The sequence below is a fragment of the Sphingobium sp. LMC3-1-1.1 genome, assembly GCF_040676285.1.
Lineage (GTDB): Bacteria > Pseudomonadota > Alphaproteobacteria > Sphingomonadales > Sphingomonadaceae > Sphingobium.
The window spans coordinates 578,066-591,349 of record NZ_JBEGHQ010000012.1 but is presented as its reverse complement, the minus strand read 5'-3'; the positions used below and the strand labels follow the sequence as shown (position 1 = coordinate 591,349).

Genomic DNA, 13,284 nt, shown 5'->3' with positions numbered 1-13,284 from the left:
ATGCATCGCACCGCAGGACAGCTTCGCCTTATCGAGACATTCAGGAGATTTTGCCAGCAGTAACGGGCTTAATGACGGTTGCCAGCATGCCGCAGACGTGCAGCATAATCGACCAGGGGTGCGGATGATCCTCGTCGCGGATCGTGCGCGGAAATGAAAATGGGTGAACGTTCCAGATGACGATATCTGCCTCTTCCTCAGCCCGGCCGACGGCGGGCGACGCGATTCCGCTGGAGGCTCGTCACCTTGCCCAGGCGCATGCCCTGTCGCAGGCTCTCGATTGGCCCTATCGCATCGAGGATTGGGCCTTCGCCCTCCAGTTGGGCCGGGGCTTTGCGGTCGAGGCTGATGGCGAACTTGTCGGCACCGCGCTGTGGTGGCCCTATGGCGCCGACCATGGTTCCGCCGGGATGATCATCGTCGCGGACAAGGCGCAGCGGCAGGGGATCGGCGCGAAATTGATGGATGCGCTGCTGGCTGATGCGAAAGGGCGCACGGTTATTTTGAATTCGACGCTGGAGGGCGAGGCGCTGTACCGCCGGCTGGGCTTCACGCCCTATGATGCGGTGTACCAGCATCAGGCGATATTGGCGCAGGCGCCCGAGATCGGACCGTCGGAGCTGCTTCGCGCCGCCGGTCCGGAGGATCGGGCTGCGCTGATAGCGCTCGACAGGGAAGCTTCCGGCATGGACCGCGCGGCATTGCTGGACGGGCTTGCCGCTATCGCCGACATGCGGCTGGTTGTGCGGAACGGTCGCGTGGCGGGCTATGGCTGCGTGCGCCGCTGGGGTCGCGGCCATGTGATCGGACCGGTCGTTGCCCGCGACGCGACGGATGCGCGCGCGCTGATCGCCGCGCTTGCCGCAAGGCATGTCGGCGACTTCGTCCGGATCGATGTCACGGAAAGCTGCGGCCTCTCCCCCTGGCTGGAAAGCATCGGCCTGCCGCGGGTACATCAGGTCCTGTCCATGTCGCTTGGCGAGCCGCCCCAGGGCGGACCGGAAGCGCGCCTCTACGCCCTTTCCAATCAATCGCTCGGCTGATCCGCGCCATGACCTCAGCAAGGTGGATATCATGACCCAGAATTCCTTCCCCATTGGCGATGCCCCGATCGCCGAAAGCCTGGAGACGATCGAGACTCCGGCCCTTGTCCTGGACGTGTCGAAGGTCGACAGGAATGTCGCGCGGCTGCGCGCGCGCCTTGCCTCGCTGGGCGTCGCTTTCCGTCCGCATGTGAAGAGTGCCAAGTCGATCGATGTGGCCCGGCGACTGTTCCCGGACGGGCGCGGACCGATTACCGTCTCGACCCTGGCGGAGGCGGAATATTTCGCCGAAGGCGGCTTTACCGACATCACCTATGCCGTCGGCCTTGGCCCCGACAAGATACAGCGCGCGCGCGACCTGGTGGCACGGGGCGTCGACCTGTCCGTCCTGATCGATTCCATCGAACAGGCGCAGGAGCTGGTCGATGCGGCTCGGGACGGCAAGGCCATGCCGGCTGTCCTCATCGAAATCGACTGTGACGGGCACAGGGGCGGCCTGCTGCCCGACGATTCCATGCTGCTCGTCATCGCCGATGCACTGCGGGCGGGGGGTGTCGATCTGCGCGGCGTGCTGACCCATGCGGGCGAATCCTATGGCGCGCGCGGCGGCGTCGGCCTGCCGGAAGCGGCCGAGGGCGAGAGGGCGGCGGCGGTGGCGGCGGCACAGCTTTTGCGCGAAGCCGGGCACCCGGTGCCCGTCGTCAGTGTCGGATCGACGCCGACGGCCCATTTCGCCCGGAATCTGGAGGGCGTGACGGAAGTGCGCGCCGGAGTGTTCATGTTCTTCGATCTCGTCATGCATGGCATCGGGGTATGCGGGATCGACGATATCGCGCTTTCCGTGGTGGCGACCGTGATCGGCCATCGCCGGGAGAAGGGGTGGATCCTGACCGACGCAGGCTGGATGGCTATGTCGCGGGACCGCGGCACGCAGAAGCATCCCGTCGACCAGGGCTATGGCCTGGTCTGCGATATTGACGGCAGGCCCTTCAACGACCTCATCATCGAGGATGCGAGCCAGGAACATGGCATCATCAAGGTACGGCCGGGCAGCGACGCGCCGCTTCCCGATCTCGCCATCGGCACGCGCGTCCGGGTGCTGCCCAACCATGCCTGCGCCACCGGCGCGCAGCACGATTGCTACAAGGTGGTGGCGAATGGCGGCCGCGACATCGCCATGACCTGGCCGCGCATGCGGGGCTGGTAAAGACTGTGATCGCTGTTCCTTGCAATGGATAGACGCGCATGAAGATGACTTCCTACTGGCTCGATACGGCAACCCCCTTCGCATCGGGTGCGCAGGGCGGGCCCCAGGGTACCGCCGACGTCGCGGTGGTGGGCGGGGGCTTCACCGGCCTCTCCGCCGCGCTTGCGCTGGCCAGGAAGGGGGCGAAGGTCGTCGTGCTGGAGGCGGATCGCGTCGCCGGCGCGGCCTCCGGCCGCAACGGGGGCATGTGCAACAACGGGTTCGCGCAGGATTATGCCGGCATGTGCGCGCGCCTTGGCACGGAACGCGCGAACATGCTCTATCGCGCCTTCGACGCCGGGGTGGACCTGGTCGAGACGATCGTTGCCCGGGAAGGGATAGACTGCCATTTCGGCCGCGTGGGCAAGCTGAAGCTGGCCGCCAAGCCGGAACATTATGACAAGATCGCCCGGTCGCAGGAATTGCTGGCCCGCGAGGTGGACCCACAGACCCGTATGGTGCCGCGTTCGGAGATGCGCGCGGAAATCGGGTCCGACCGTTATTTCGGGGGCATGCTCTACGAAAAGAGCGCGAACATGCACATGGGCATGTTCGGCCAGGGACTGGCGGAGGCGGCGACGCGGCATGGCGCGATCATCCATGAACATAATCCGCTGGTCCGCATCAGGCGGACCGCCGGCCAGGCGCATGAGCTGACGACGCCGCACGGAAGCGTGCGCGCCAGCCAGGTGCTGCTGGCCACGGGTACATCGGCGACCGGCCCGCTGGGCTGGTTCCGGCGGCGGATCGTGCCGGTGGGCGCCTATCTGATCGCCACCGAGCCCCTGTCGACCGAACAGCTCGACCGGCTGACCCCCCGTCGCCGCAACACCACCGACACGCGTCATTTCGTCAATTATTTCCGCACTTCGCCGGACAACCGGCTCATCTTCGGTGGCCGCGCGCGGTTTTCAGGACGCAGCGATCCCAGAGCCGACGCGAAGAGCGGGATCATCCTGCGTCGTTCGATGGTGGAGGTCTTTCCGGAACTGGCGGATGCGCGGATCGACTATTGCTGGGGCGGCATGGTCGACATGACCCGCGACCGGCTGCCCCGCGCGGGCGAGCGTGACGGGTTGTTCTATTCCATGGGCTATAGCGGCCACGGCACGCACATGGCGACCTATATGGGCGCGATCATGGCGGAGGTGCTTGACGGCCGCGCCGATCTGAACCCCTGGCGCGATTTCGACTGGCCCGCCATCCCCGGCCATTTCGGCAAGCCGTGGTTCCTGCCGTTCGTGGGCGCCTATTATCGCTTCAAGGACATGGTGGAATGACGACGAACCTGGCCGAAATCATGGGGTCCGTCGTGGACAATATGGGTTGCGCCTATATTGACGGTGCTTGGGTCGAGCTCCCTGGCGCGCAGACGCTGCCGGTGATCGATCCGTCGAGCGGCGAAAGCATCGCCGAAGTGGCGGCAGGGACGTCGGTTGACCTCGATCGCGCCGTTGCCGCCGCGCGCCGCGCTTTTCCGGCCTTTGCCGATTCCCCGATGGAGGCGCGCATCGCGCTGCTGGAGCGGATCCATGCATTGATCCTCGAACGCGCCGAGCCGCTGGCGCGGATATTGACGCTGGAAATGGGCGCGGCGATCGGTCATGCGCGGGCGGCGCATGTCTCGCTGGCGGCCGCGCACGTCCAGGCGGCGATCGACGTGCTGCGCGACTATGACTTTCTGACGATGCGCGGCAGCACCGCCATCGTGCGCGAGCCGATCGGCGTCTGCGCGCTCATCACGCCCTGGAACTGGCCGCTCTACCAGATTACGGCAAAGGTCGCGCCGGCACTGGCGGCGGGATGCACATTGGTGTTGAAGCCCAGCGAACTGTCGCCCCTGAGCGCGATGATGTTCGCCCAGATCGTGCATGACGCGGGTGCGCCCGCCGGCGTGTTCAACCTGGTCAACGGGACGGGATCGGAGGTCGGTGCCGCCATGGCCGCTCACCCGGATGTGGACATGATCTCGATCACCGGGTCCAACCGGGCGGGCGTTTTGGTGGCGCAGGCCGCCGCGCCCACGGTCAAGCGGGTGACGCAGGAACTGGGCGGGAAATCGCCCAATATCCTGCTGCCCGACGCGGATTTCGAACGGGTGGTTCCGCTCGGCGTGATGGCCGCCTTCCGCAATGTCGGCCAGTCATGCAGCGCGCCCACGCGCATGATCGTTCCCCGCGACCGCCTGGCCGAGGTGGAGGCGATCGCGCGCGCCACGGCGGAATCCATCGTCGTCGGCCCTCCGGGGGAGGAGGCGACCGTGATGGGTCCGATCGCGAACCGGGCGCAGTTCCATCGCGTGCAGACGATGATCGCCGCGGGCCTGGACGATGGCGCGCGGCTGGTCTGCGGCGGCGCCGGTCAGCCGGAGGGGCTGGAGCAGGGCTTTTTCGTCCGCCCCACGATCTTTTCCGACGTGACCTGCGCCATGCGCATAGCCCAGGAAGAGATATTTGGACCGGTACTCGTCATCATGCCCTATGATGATGTCGATGAGGCGGTGGACATGGCCAATGACAGCATGTTCGGCCTTGGCGGCCATGTTCAGGGCAAGGACATGGAACAGGCGCGCAGCATCGCCCGGCGCATCCGCACCGGCCAGGTGCACCTCAACCATCCCGCCTGGGACCCGCACGCGCCGTTCGGGGGCTACAAGCGATCCGGCAATGGACGCGAATATGGCGCCTTCGGCTTCGAGGAATATCTTGAGGTCAAGTCCATCCTCGGCTTCGCCTGACCTTTCGGCTTACTGGAGACTTCATCATGCCCGCGCCGATGCGTTTCATCCAATCCTCGCCAACCCTGCCTGCGGAGGCCGATGCCGTCATCATCGGCGGTGGCATCATCGGCACCTTCGCGGCCTATTATCTGGCGCAGCGCGGCCTGAAGGTCGCGCTGGTCGAGAAGGGCGTCGTGGGCGGGGAGCAATCGAGCCGCAATTGGGGCTGGTGCCGGCAGCAGAACCGCGATGAGCGCGAACTGCCGCTTGCGACCAAGGCGCTCGACCTTTGGGAACAATTCGGCATTGAGAGCGGCGAGGAGACCGGGTTCCGCCGCTGCGGGCTGTTCTATGTCAGCAACGACGAGTCCGAGATAGAGACCTGGGCGCGCTGGGGCGAATATGCCCGCTCGATCGGCGTAAAGACGCGAATGCTCAACAGCCAGGAAGCGACTGAAAGGGGCCAGTTCACGAAGCAGGTCTGGAAGGGCGGCGTGCACTCGCAGATGGACGGCATCGCCGATCCGGGCCTGGCCGTTCCCGCGGTGGCGCGCGCGGTAATGGCCCTGGGCGGCACGGTGCACCAGGCCTGCGCGGCCCGCGGGATCGAGACGACCGGCGGCGCGGTGAGCGGCGTCGTGACCGAACGTGGCACCATCGCCACGAACCTTGTGATTCATGCGGGCGGAGCATGGGCATCGTCGTTCATGCGGCAGCTTGATGTGCGTTTTCCGCAGGCCACCGTGCGCCAGTCGATCCTTGCGGTGGGCACCGGCCACATGAGTCTGCCGGACGCGTTCTATGGCGATTCCATGTCGATCACGCGGCGCGGCGACGGGGCCCATAGCCTGGCCTATAGCGGGCGGGCCAAGGTCGATCCGACCATGCAGTTCCTGCGGTTCCAGAAGCAGTTCATCCCGATGTTCAGGCAGCGCTGGAAGAAGGTGTCGCCCGGCGGGCTGCAGGGCTTTCGCGCAGGGCACGAAACGCTTTCGCGCTGGGTGCTCGACCGGCCGACGCCGATGGAGGCGCGCCGCATTCTCGATCCCGTTCCCGATCCCAAGACTATCCGGCTCACTGTCGAGCGCGTTTCTCGGCTGATCCCGGAAGTGGCGCGGGCGCCCATGGTGGGGGCGTGGGCAGGCTTTGTCGACAGCACGCCCGATGGCGTTCCGGTGATTGGCGAGATACCGGCCGTTCCTGGCCTTATCCTTGCGGCGGGCTTCAGCGGCCACGGCTTTGGTATCGGACCCGGCGCGGCGCATCTGGTCGCCGATATCGCCACGGGCCATGACCCAATTGTCGATCCGCACCCCTACCGGCTGGCGCGTTTCACGCCGGGCGAGAAGATCGACGTCTCGGAATTCTGAGGCGCTGCAGGTGGAACGGGCAGGAGGGGGCGATCAATGTCTCCTCCGGACGCGAGAAAAAACGCAACGGATCGACGCCGGGTCACAGCCAACGGCCCGCCAGGCAAAGGGTCAGGGCGCCAGATGACGCTCGGCCAGCGCCACATGGAGCCGAACGCCCAGTTCCAGTACATCGTCGTTGAAGTCATAATGCGGGTTGTGCAGCGGGGCAGATCCCTCCGCCCTAGCCTGCCCCAGCCAGATATAGGCCCCCTTGCAGGCCTGTAGCATGAAGGCGAAATCTTCCGAAGTGAAGGCCGGGTCCGGCGCAAGGATCGCAGTGCCCACCGACGCGGCGGCGGCGAATGCCTCCTGTGCGGACTCGGCATCGTTGATCGTCGCGGGATAATATCTTGTGTAATCGACCGAGACGGTGAGCTCCCCCGCCTGCGCGACGCCTGCGGCGATCTGCCGTATCGAGTTTTCGATCCGGTCCTGGACCTGAAGATCGAATGTCCGCACCGTACCGGTGACGGTGACGGCGTCGGGGATCACATTATGGGTGTGGCCTCCGTGGATCTGCGTGATCGACAGAACTGCCGAGGCGGTCGGCGGGATTCGACGCGATATGATGCTGTTCAATTGCTGCACCAGCGCGGCGGCGCCCAGTATGGCGTCCGGCGTGCTGTGCGGTATCGCCGCATGGCCGCCGCGACCCTCCAGCCGGATCTCGAACTTGTCGGCCGCGCCCATAATGGGTCCGGGACGCGTCGCGATCGTACCCGCGGGAAGGTCGGGCCAGTTATGCAGGGCGAACACCCGGTCGCAGGGGAAGCGGTCGAACAGCCCCTCCCGCACCATTTCGCCGGCGCCGCCATGGCCTTCTTCCGCGGGCTGGAAGATGAAATGGATGGTGCCGTCGAAATGGCGGGTTCTGCTCAGATGCTGCGCTGCGCCCAACAGCATGGCGACGTGCCCGTCATGACCGCATCCGTGAAAAGTGCCGGGCGTCCTGCTGGCGTAGGGCAGGTTGGTCTGCTCCTCGATCGGCAGCGCGTCCATGTCGGCGCGAAGGCCGATGCTGCGCGAAGACGTGCCGTTGCGCAGCACGCCCACCACGCCGGTCCGGCCGATCCCCTCATGCACCTCCAGCCCCAGCGCGCGGAGTTGTTCGGCAATTCGTCCGGCGGTTCGATGTTCGCGGAAGCCCAGTTCGGGATGGGCGTGAATGTCGCGGCGGAACGCCACCAGCGGTTCGATCAGGTCGGCAATGTCCGTCATGGCCATATTCTATCGCTGCTCGCCGAAGAGATGCTGGATGGGATAATGATGTTTGATGAAAGGGGATTTGATCACGACATAGCTGAAATATTTCTCGATGCCGTAGTCGCTTTCCAGCATTCCTTCGATGATCGACTGGTAATGGGCGACGCCACGCGTCACGAATTTCAGCAGATAGTCATAACCGCCGCTCACCAGATGGCATTCGACGATCTCGTCCAGCTTCCGGATGCGCGCTTCGAAGCGGGAAAAGTCGCCGGAACGATGCTCCGTCAGCGTGACTTCGGTAAAGACGGTCAGATATTCGCCCAGCTTGTGCAGGTTTATCTCGGCGCCATAGCCGGTGATATAGCCCGCCTTTTCCAGGCGCTTCACGCGCGTCAGGCAGGGACTGGGGGAGAGGCCGACCGCGTCAGCCAGCTCGACGTTAGTGATGCGGCCGAATTGCTGAAGCTGGGCAAGGATCTTGAGGTCGATCCTGTCCAGCTTGGGTCCAACCAACATTCTCGTCCCCCTTATGTGCTATCGTAACACGGCCCGAATATCCGCCTCTTCGAGCAGATCGTCCAGCGTCTTGCGGATACGTCCGAAAATCTCGTCCATCTCGCCGTCCGACGCGCAGAGCGCGGGGGCCAGGCCGATGATATTGTCCCCGAAGGCGCGGAAAATGACGCCATTTTCATAACCCTTCGCGAACAGCCGGTCGGGCAGGCCAAGCGTCGGGTCGAAGCGGGTCTTGCTCTGCCTGTCCGCCACCAGTTCGATCGCGCCGAGCAGGCCGCGCCCGCGCGTGTCGCCCACCATCGGATGGTCGGCCAGCCCCGCCAGCCCCGCATCGAAACGCGCAGCGACCCTGCGTCCGTTGGCAAGGATCCCGCCCTCGGTATAGAGGCGCAGCACCTCCAGCCCGACCGCGGCGCTTACCGGATGGCCGGAATAGGTCGCGCCATGGCCGATCACGACTTCAGCCGCAGCGCCATTGGCTATGCCCTGATAGACGGCGTCCGACATGAGCACGGCGCCCATGGGCACATAGCCGGAGGTCAGCCCCTTCGCCACGGTCATCAGGTCGGGCGTCACATCCTCCGCCTCGCACGCGAACATGGGGCCGGTGCGACCGAAGGCGGTGATGACCTCATCCGCCACCATCAATATGTCGAGATCGTCGCAAGCCTGCCGCATGGCCTTCAGCCAGCCGACCGGCGGCACGATCACGCCGCCCGATCCCTGGATCGGCTCGCAGAAGAAGGCGGCGACGTTGTCCGCGCCAAGTTGCGCAACCTTGTCCTTCAGCTGCTGGACCGAGCGGGCGATGATGGCTGCGTCGTCCTCCAGGTCGCTGCGATAGGGATAGGGCGAGGGGATATGGTGCTGCCAGCGCAGCGGCAGGTCGAAGCCGCGATGGAAATTGGCGAGCGCGGTCAGCCCCGCGCCGGTGCTGCTGGAACCGTGATAGCCCCGTTCCAGCGCGATGCACTGTTTCTTGTCCGGCTTGCCGATGGCATTGTAATAATGGGTGATGTAGCGGATCGCACTGTCGACCGCATCGGACCCGCCCAGCGTGAAATAGACATGGTCGAGGCCCTCTGGGCTGAGTTCGACCAGCCTTTGCGCCAGCCGCACCGCCGGCTCGCTGCCGAAGTGGAAATAGCCGGTGGCGTAGGGAAGGCGGCGCATCTGTTCGGCCGCCGCCTCGACGACGCTCTCCTGGCCATAGCCGACATTGACGCACCACAAGCCGGCAAAGGCGTCGAGCAGTTCCCGGCCCTCCATGTCCTTCAGCCACATGCCCTTGCCGCTTTCGAGCAGCAGCGCGCCATGCGCCTCATGACCGCGGAAGGACGTGACGGGGTGGATCAGGTGGTCGCGGTCGATATCGATCAGAGAGCGGTTGGTTTGCAGCGTCATCGGAAGGCTCGCCCTGGTGGTACTGAAGGTAAAACTAGCCCGATATCGCAGGGCGAAAGTCCGATCTGAGGCGGGCGGCGGCCGGCGGCGTGCCTAATCGCCGACTGCCGCGGCACTTTATGCCGCGGCCGCTGATGCAGATCAGCTCAACGCGTCCGCGATCGCCCGGCCGCATTGTTCGGTATTGGCCTTGCCCTGGAGGTCGGCGGTGCGGAGCGCCGGTTCGGCCAGAACCGTTTCAACCGCGCGCATGATCGCGGCGGCGGCTTCGCTTTCGCCCAGATGGTCCAGCATCATTGCCGCCGACCAGATCTGGCCGACGGGGTTGGCGATCCCCTTGCCCGCGATATCGGGGGCGGAGCCATGGACCGGCTCGAACAGGGAGGGGGCCGTGCGATCCGGATTGATGTTGGCCGATGGCGCGACGCCGATCGTGCCGGTGCAGGCGGGGCCCAGATCGGACAGAATGTCGCCGAACAGATTGGACGCCACGACGACATCGAACCGATCGGGGTTCAGCACGAACTGCGCCGTCAGGATGTCGATATGATATTTGTCATGGGTGATGGCGGGATAATTTCTGGCCATCTCCTCCACCCGCTCGTCCCACCAGGGCATGGTGATGGCGATGCCGTTGGACTTGGTGGCCGAGGTGACATGCCCGCGCGGCCGCGTTGCGGCGAGTTCGAAGGCATAGCGCAGCACGCGGTCGGTGCCGTGGCGCGTCATCACCGTTTCCTGGATCACCACCTCGCGATCCGTGCCGGCGAACATCTTGCCGCCGACCGAACTATATTCGCCCTCCGTATTCTCGCGCACGACCCAGAAGTCGATGTCGCCGGGCTTGCGTCCGGCGAGCGGGCAGGGAACGCCGGGCATCAGCCGGACCGGACGCAGATTGACATATTGGTCATATTCACGCCGGAACTGGAGCAGCGAGCCCCAGAGCGAGATATGATCGGGCACCGTGTCCGGCCAGCCGACAGCACCGAAGAATATCGCGTCGGGATTGCCGATCTGCGCCTTCCAGTCATCGGGCATCATCTGGCCGTGCCGGGCGTAATAATCGCAGCAGGCGAAATCCTGCCACTTCTGCTCGATCGAAAAGCCGTAGAGGCTGGCCGCGCGCTCCAGCACGCGAATGCCCTCCACCATCACCTCCTTGCCGATGCCATCGCCGGGTATGACGGAGATGGAGTAGGTGCGGGTCATGGCGGTCGTTCCTTTCGGCGAAATGGGCAGGCGTTCGATGGGTCGTCAGCAAAGGATGTTCCCACGGCGCGGGAACATGACGAGAGGATGATTAGAGCTTCAGACCCCCGATGTGGAACGTCTTGGTCTCCAGATATTCCTCGATCCCGGCATGGGCGCCCTCGCGGCCCAGCCCGGACTGCTTGATGCCGCCAAAAGGCGCCATCTCCATTGCAATGCCGCCGGTGTTGAGCACGACCATGCCCGCCTCCAGCCGCTCGCCTACGCGGAAGGCGCGGTGGAGGTTTTCGGTGTAGAAATAGCTTGCGAGGCCAAAGCTGGTGTCGTTGGCGAGGGCAATCCCCTCCTCCTCATGGGTGAAGCGGAACAGCGGTGCGACGGGACCGAAGGTTTCCTCATCGGCCAGCCGCATGTCGCGCGTCGCGCCGGTAAGAATGACGGGCGTCGCGAAGCGATCGCCGCGTGCGCCCTCAGGCGCGCGGGCATAGAGGGTGGCGCCGCGGGCCAGTGCATCCTCGACATGCGCCTCCACCTTGTCGACGGCCGCCCGGTTGATGAGCGGGCCGATTGTCGCGCCGTCCTGATCGCCGGGCGCGACCTTCAGCGCGGATACCGCCTTTGCCAGTCTCCCGGCAAAGAGATCATAGACGCCGTCCTGGACCAGGATGCGGTTGGCGCAGACGCAGGTCTGGCCCGCATTGCGGAATTTGCTGGCCATGGTGGCGGCGACGGCAAGGTCGATATCGGCGTCGTCGAACACGATCAGCGGCGCATTGCCGCCCAGCTCCAGGCTCAGCCGCTTGATGGTGTCGGCGCTCTGGCGCATCAGCAGCGCCCCGACCCGCGTCGATCCGGTGAAGGAAAGCTTGCGCACCGTGTCGCTGCCGGTCAGCACGTTCCCGATCGGCGCGGCCTGCCCGGTCACGATATTGAAGACGCCCTTGGGAAAGCCCGCCCGCTCGGCCAGCTTCACCAGGGCGAGCGCGCTGAAGGGGGTCAGTTCGGACGGTTTGACGACGACCGGGCATCCTGCGGCAAGCGCGGGCGCGCATTTGCGCGTGATCATCGCGGAGGGGAAGTTCCAGGGCGTGATCGCCGCCGACACGCCGACCGGCTCCTTCATCACCAGGATGCGGCGATTGGCTTCAGGGGCGGGGATCATGCTGCCGTCGATGCGGCGGCCCTCCTCGGCAAACCATTTGATGAAGCTGGCGGCGTAGCGGATTTCGCCTTCCGCCTCGGCGGTCGGCTTGCCCTGCTCGGCCGTCATGATCCGTCCGAGATCGACGACATTGTCCATCACCAGCGCATACCAGCGCTCCAGCAATGCCGCCCGCTCGCCCGCTGTCCTGGACCGCCACGGCCCCCAGGCCGCTTGCGCCGCGTCGACGGCAGCCCGCGTTTCATCCTCGCCGCAGTCGGGAATGGTGCCCAGCACGGCGCCGGTTGCCGGGTTGTCGACGTCCAGTGTCGCGCCGGATGCCGCACCGACCCATTCGCCGCCGATAGAGGCGCGTTCCACGAGCAGCGAGGGGTCGTTCAGGGAGAGAGTCATCCGAGTGCCTGTGTTGTTAGAGTGAAAGTCCTGACGGACGAGCCGGCTTTGACAGGCCTGCCGCGCCGCATGCGCAACACGCTGCCGACGCGGGGGAGGCCAAGCTCCTCCAGCCAGTCGGAAAGGCCGCTTTCCTCTGGCACGTCCAGGCGGCAGAACATGCCGCTGTTGAAGCCCAGCCAATGGGAGATCAGCGCCTTGGCGCCGCTGGTGTCGGGGGCGACGGTCGGCCCGACCACATAGCCGCGCCCGAACCGACGGAACAGCGCGAATCCGACAGGCTGGTTGCCGCGCGTCAGGACCACCCCCTGTGCACCGGGAACCAGCGCATCGAGCAGCGCGTCACGGTTCATTCCGGTCGCTTCGCGGGCGAGGGCGCGCAACATGTCCATATCCTTGCTGCCCAGCGGCCGGACCCGTTCGTCGGGGATCAGTTCGGCCATGGGCACGGCGAAGGCGGCGCCCTGATGCTGGAAGACGGGGCCGACCTCTTCGAAGCCGAGCGCGCGGCAGAGTGGCACGCCTTCAGCGGGCGCGTTCAGCAAAACGGTGCGGTCGCCCAGTTCGTCCAGCACCGCATCCATCAGGCGGCGGCCCGTTCCCTCGCCCCGCACGCTGGGCGAGACGATGACCATGCCCAGGGTGGCCGCATCCGTGCCATAGAGCCAGGCCATGGCCGTGCCGACCACCTTGCCATCGCATTCCGCGACATAGCCGAAACCGAGCTGGAAGAGCATTTCCCAGTCCTCGATCCTGTGCGGCCATTTCTGTTCGCGGGACAGGTCGCGGGCAGCGGCCAGATCCCCGGCGACCATGCGCCGCAGATCCACCCTCGTTTCTATGCCTGCCACCATGCACCTTGCTCCTTCGGCGGCGAAGACCGCCCTTGATCCTGAATCGATGGCCGGGAAACTAGGCTGCGCCAACAAGCATTAGCTGCTGCCTTCGCTCAATTTTTGGAAGAAAATCGC

At 65.5% G+C, this 13,284-nt stretch carries 11 protein-coding genes; 5 read left to right on the top strand and 6 right to left on the bottom strand.

What is annotated here, in order from left to right:
* The first annotated feature begins 176 nt into the window (after positions 1–176).
* From MRBLMC3_RS12915 to MRBLMC3_RS12895, 5 genes are read left to right on the top strand one after another with little or no spacing between them, the layout of a single operon-like run.
* Positions 177–1,043 carry a GNAT family N-acetyltransferase gene (locus MRBLMC3_RS12915; protein ID WP_363829355.1) on the top strand — a complete coding sequence of 289 codons (867 nt, stop codon included), beginning with the start codon at positions 177–179 and terminating at the stop codon, positions 1,041–1,043.
* A 31-nt stretch (positions 1,044–1,074) separates the two neighbouring features.
* On the top strand, positions 1,075–2,250 hold the full coding sequence (locus MRBLMC3_RS12910) for an alanine racemase (protein WP_363829352.1): 1,176 nt from the start codon (positions 1,075–1,077) through the stop codon (positions 2,248–2,250).
* Between the two features lie 38 nt (positions 2,251–2,288).
* Positions 2,289–3,569: an NAD(P)/FAD-dependent oxidoreductase gene (locus MRBLMC3_RS12905; RefSeq protein WP_363829350.1), complete on the top strand. Its 1,281-nt coding sequence runs from the start codon at positions 2,289–2,291 to the stop codon at positions 3,567–3,569.
* A complete protein-coding gene (locus tag MRBLMC3_RS12900; RefSeq protein WP_414714643.1) occupies positions 3,566–5,026 on the top strand; it encodes an aldehyde dehydrogenase family protein in 1,461 nt (486 codons plus the stop codon). Before MRBLMC3_RS12905 ends, MRBLMC3_RS12900 begins: the two co-directional genes overlap by 4 nt.
* 26 nt (positions 5,027–5,052) lie before the next feature.
* Positions 5,053–6,378 carry an NAD(P)/FAD-dependent oxidoreductase gene (locus MRBLMC3_RS12895; protein ID WP_363829348.1) on the top strand — a complete coding sequence of 442 codons (1,326 nt, stop codon included), beginning with the start codon at positions 5,053–5,055 and terminating at the stop codon, positions 6,376–6,378.
* A gap of 111 nt (positions 6,379–6,489) precedes the next feature.
* Here MRBLMC3_RS12895 and MRBLMC3_RS12890 read toward each other — a convergent pair whose 3' ends face one another.
* From MRBLMC3_RS12890 to MRBLMC3_RS12865, 6 genes are all read right to left on the bottom strand, one after another.
* Positions 6,490–7,638 carry a M20 aminoacylase family protein gene (locus tag MRBLMC3_RS12890; protein WP_363829346.1) on the bottom strand — a complete coding sequence of 383 codons (1,149 nt, stop codon included), beginning with the start codon at positions 7,636–7,638 and terminating at the stop codon, positions 6,490–6,492.
* Positions 7,639–7,647: 9 nt separating this feature from the next.
* Positions 7,648–8,142: an Lrp/AsnC family transcriptional regulator gene (locus MRBLMC3_RS12885; protein ID WP_133651527.1), complete on the bottom strand. Its 495-nt coding sequence runs from the start codon at positions 8,140–8,142 to the stop codon at positions 7,648–7,650.
* Positions 8,143–8,160: 18 nt separating this feature from the next.
* Positions 8,161–9,546 carry an aspartate aminotransferase family protein gene (locus MRBLMC3_RS12880; protein WP_363829343.1) on the bottom strand — a complete coding sequence of 462 codons (1,386 nt, stop codon included), beginning with the start codon at positions 9,544–9,546 and terminating at the stop codon, positions 8,161–8,163.
* Positions 9,547–9,687: 141 nt separating this feature from the next.
* On the bottom strand, positions 9,688–10,758 hold the full coding sequence (locus MRBLMC3_RS12875) for a tartrate dehydrogenase (protein WP_363736571.1): 1,071 nt from the start codon (positions 10,756–10,758) through the stop codon (positions 9,688–9,690).
* 91 nt (positions 10,759–10,849) lie between these two features.
* Complete coding sequence (locus tag MRBLMC3_RS12870; protein ID WP_363829341.1) at positions 10,850–12,313, bottom strand: NAD-dependent succinate-semialdehyde dehydrogenase; 1,464 nt, start codon at positions 12,311–12,313, stop codon at positions 10,850–10,852.
* Positions 12,310–13,167: a GNAT family N-acetyltransferase gene (locus MRBLMC3_RS12865; RefSeq protein WP_363829339.1), complete on the bottom strand. Its 858-nt coding sequence runs from the start codon at positions 13,165–13,167 to the stop codon at positions 12,310–12,312. The genes MRBLMC3_RS12870 and MRBLMC3_RS12865 overlap by 4 nt, the downstream gene beginning before the upstream one ends.
* Positions 13,168–13,284 lie beyond the last annotated feature (117 nt).

Coding starts and splice junctions, on each gene's coding strand:
- MRBLMC3_RS12915 (WP_363829355.1), top strand. CDS start 177: ATGACGATATCTGCCTCTTCCTCAGCCCGGCCGACGGCGGGCGACGCG.
- MRBLMC3_RS12910 (WP_363829352.1), top strand. CDS start 1,075: ATGACCCAGAATTCCTTCCCCATTGGCGATGCCCCGATCGCCGAAAGC.
- MRBLMC3_RS12905 (WP_363829350.1), top strand. CDS start 2,289: ATGAAGATGACTTCCTACTGGCTCGATACGGCAACCCCCTTCGCATCG.
- MRBLMC3_RS12900 (WP_414714643.1), top strand. CDS start 3,566: ATGACGACGAACCTGGCCGAAATCATGGGGTCCGTCGTGGACAATATG.
- MRBLMC3_RS12895 (WP_363829348.1), top strand. CDS start 5,053: ATGCCCGCGCCGATGCGTTTCATCCAATCCTCGCCAACCCTGCCTGCG.
- MRBLMC3_RS12890 (WP_363829346.1), bottom strand. CDS start 7,638: ATGACGGACATTGCCGACCTGATCGAACCGCTGGTGGCGTTCCGCCGC.
- MRBLMC3_RS12885 (WP_133651527.1), bottom strand. CDS start 8,142: ATGTTGGTTGGACCCAAGCTGGACAGGATCGACCTCAAGATCCTTGCC.
- MRBLMC3_RS12880 (WP_363829343.1), bottom strand. CDS start 9,546: ATGACGCTGCAAACCAACCGCTCTCTGATCGATATCGACCGCGACCAC.
- MRBLMC3_RS12875 (WP_363736571.1), bottom strand. CDS start 10,758: ATGACCCGCACCTACTCCATCTCCGTCATACCCGGCGATGGCATCGGC.
- MRBLMC3_RS12870 (WP_363829341.1), bottom strand. CDS start 12,313: ATGACTCTCTCCCTGAACGACCCCTCGCTGCTCGTGGAACGCGCCTCT.
- MRBLMC3_RS12865 (WP_363829339.1), bottom strand. CDS start 13,167: ATGGTGGCAGGCATAGAAACGAGGGTGGATCTGCGGCGCATGGTCGCC.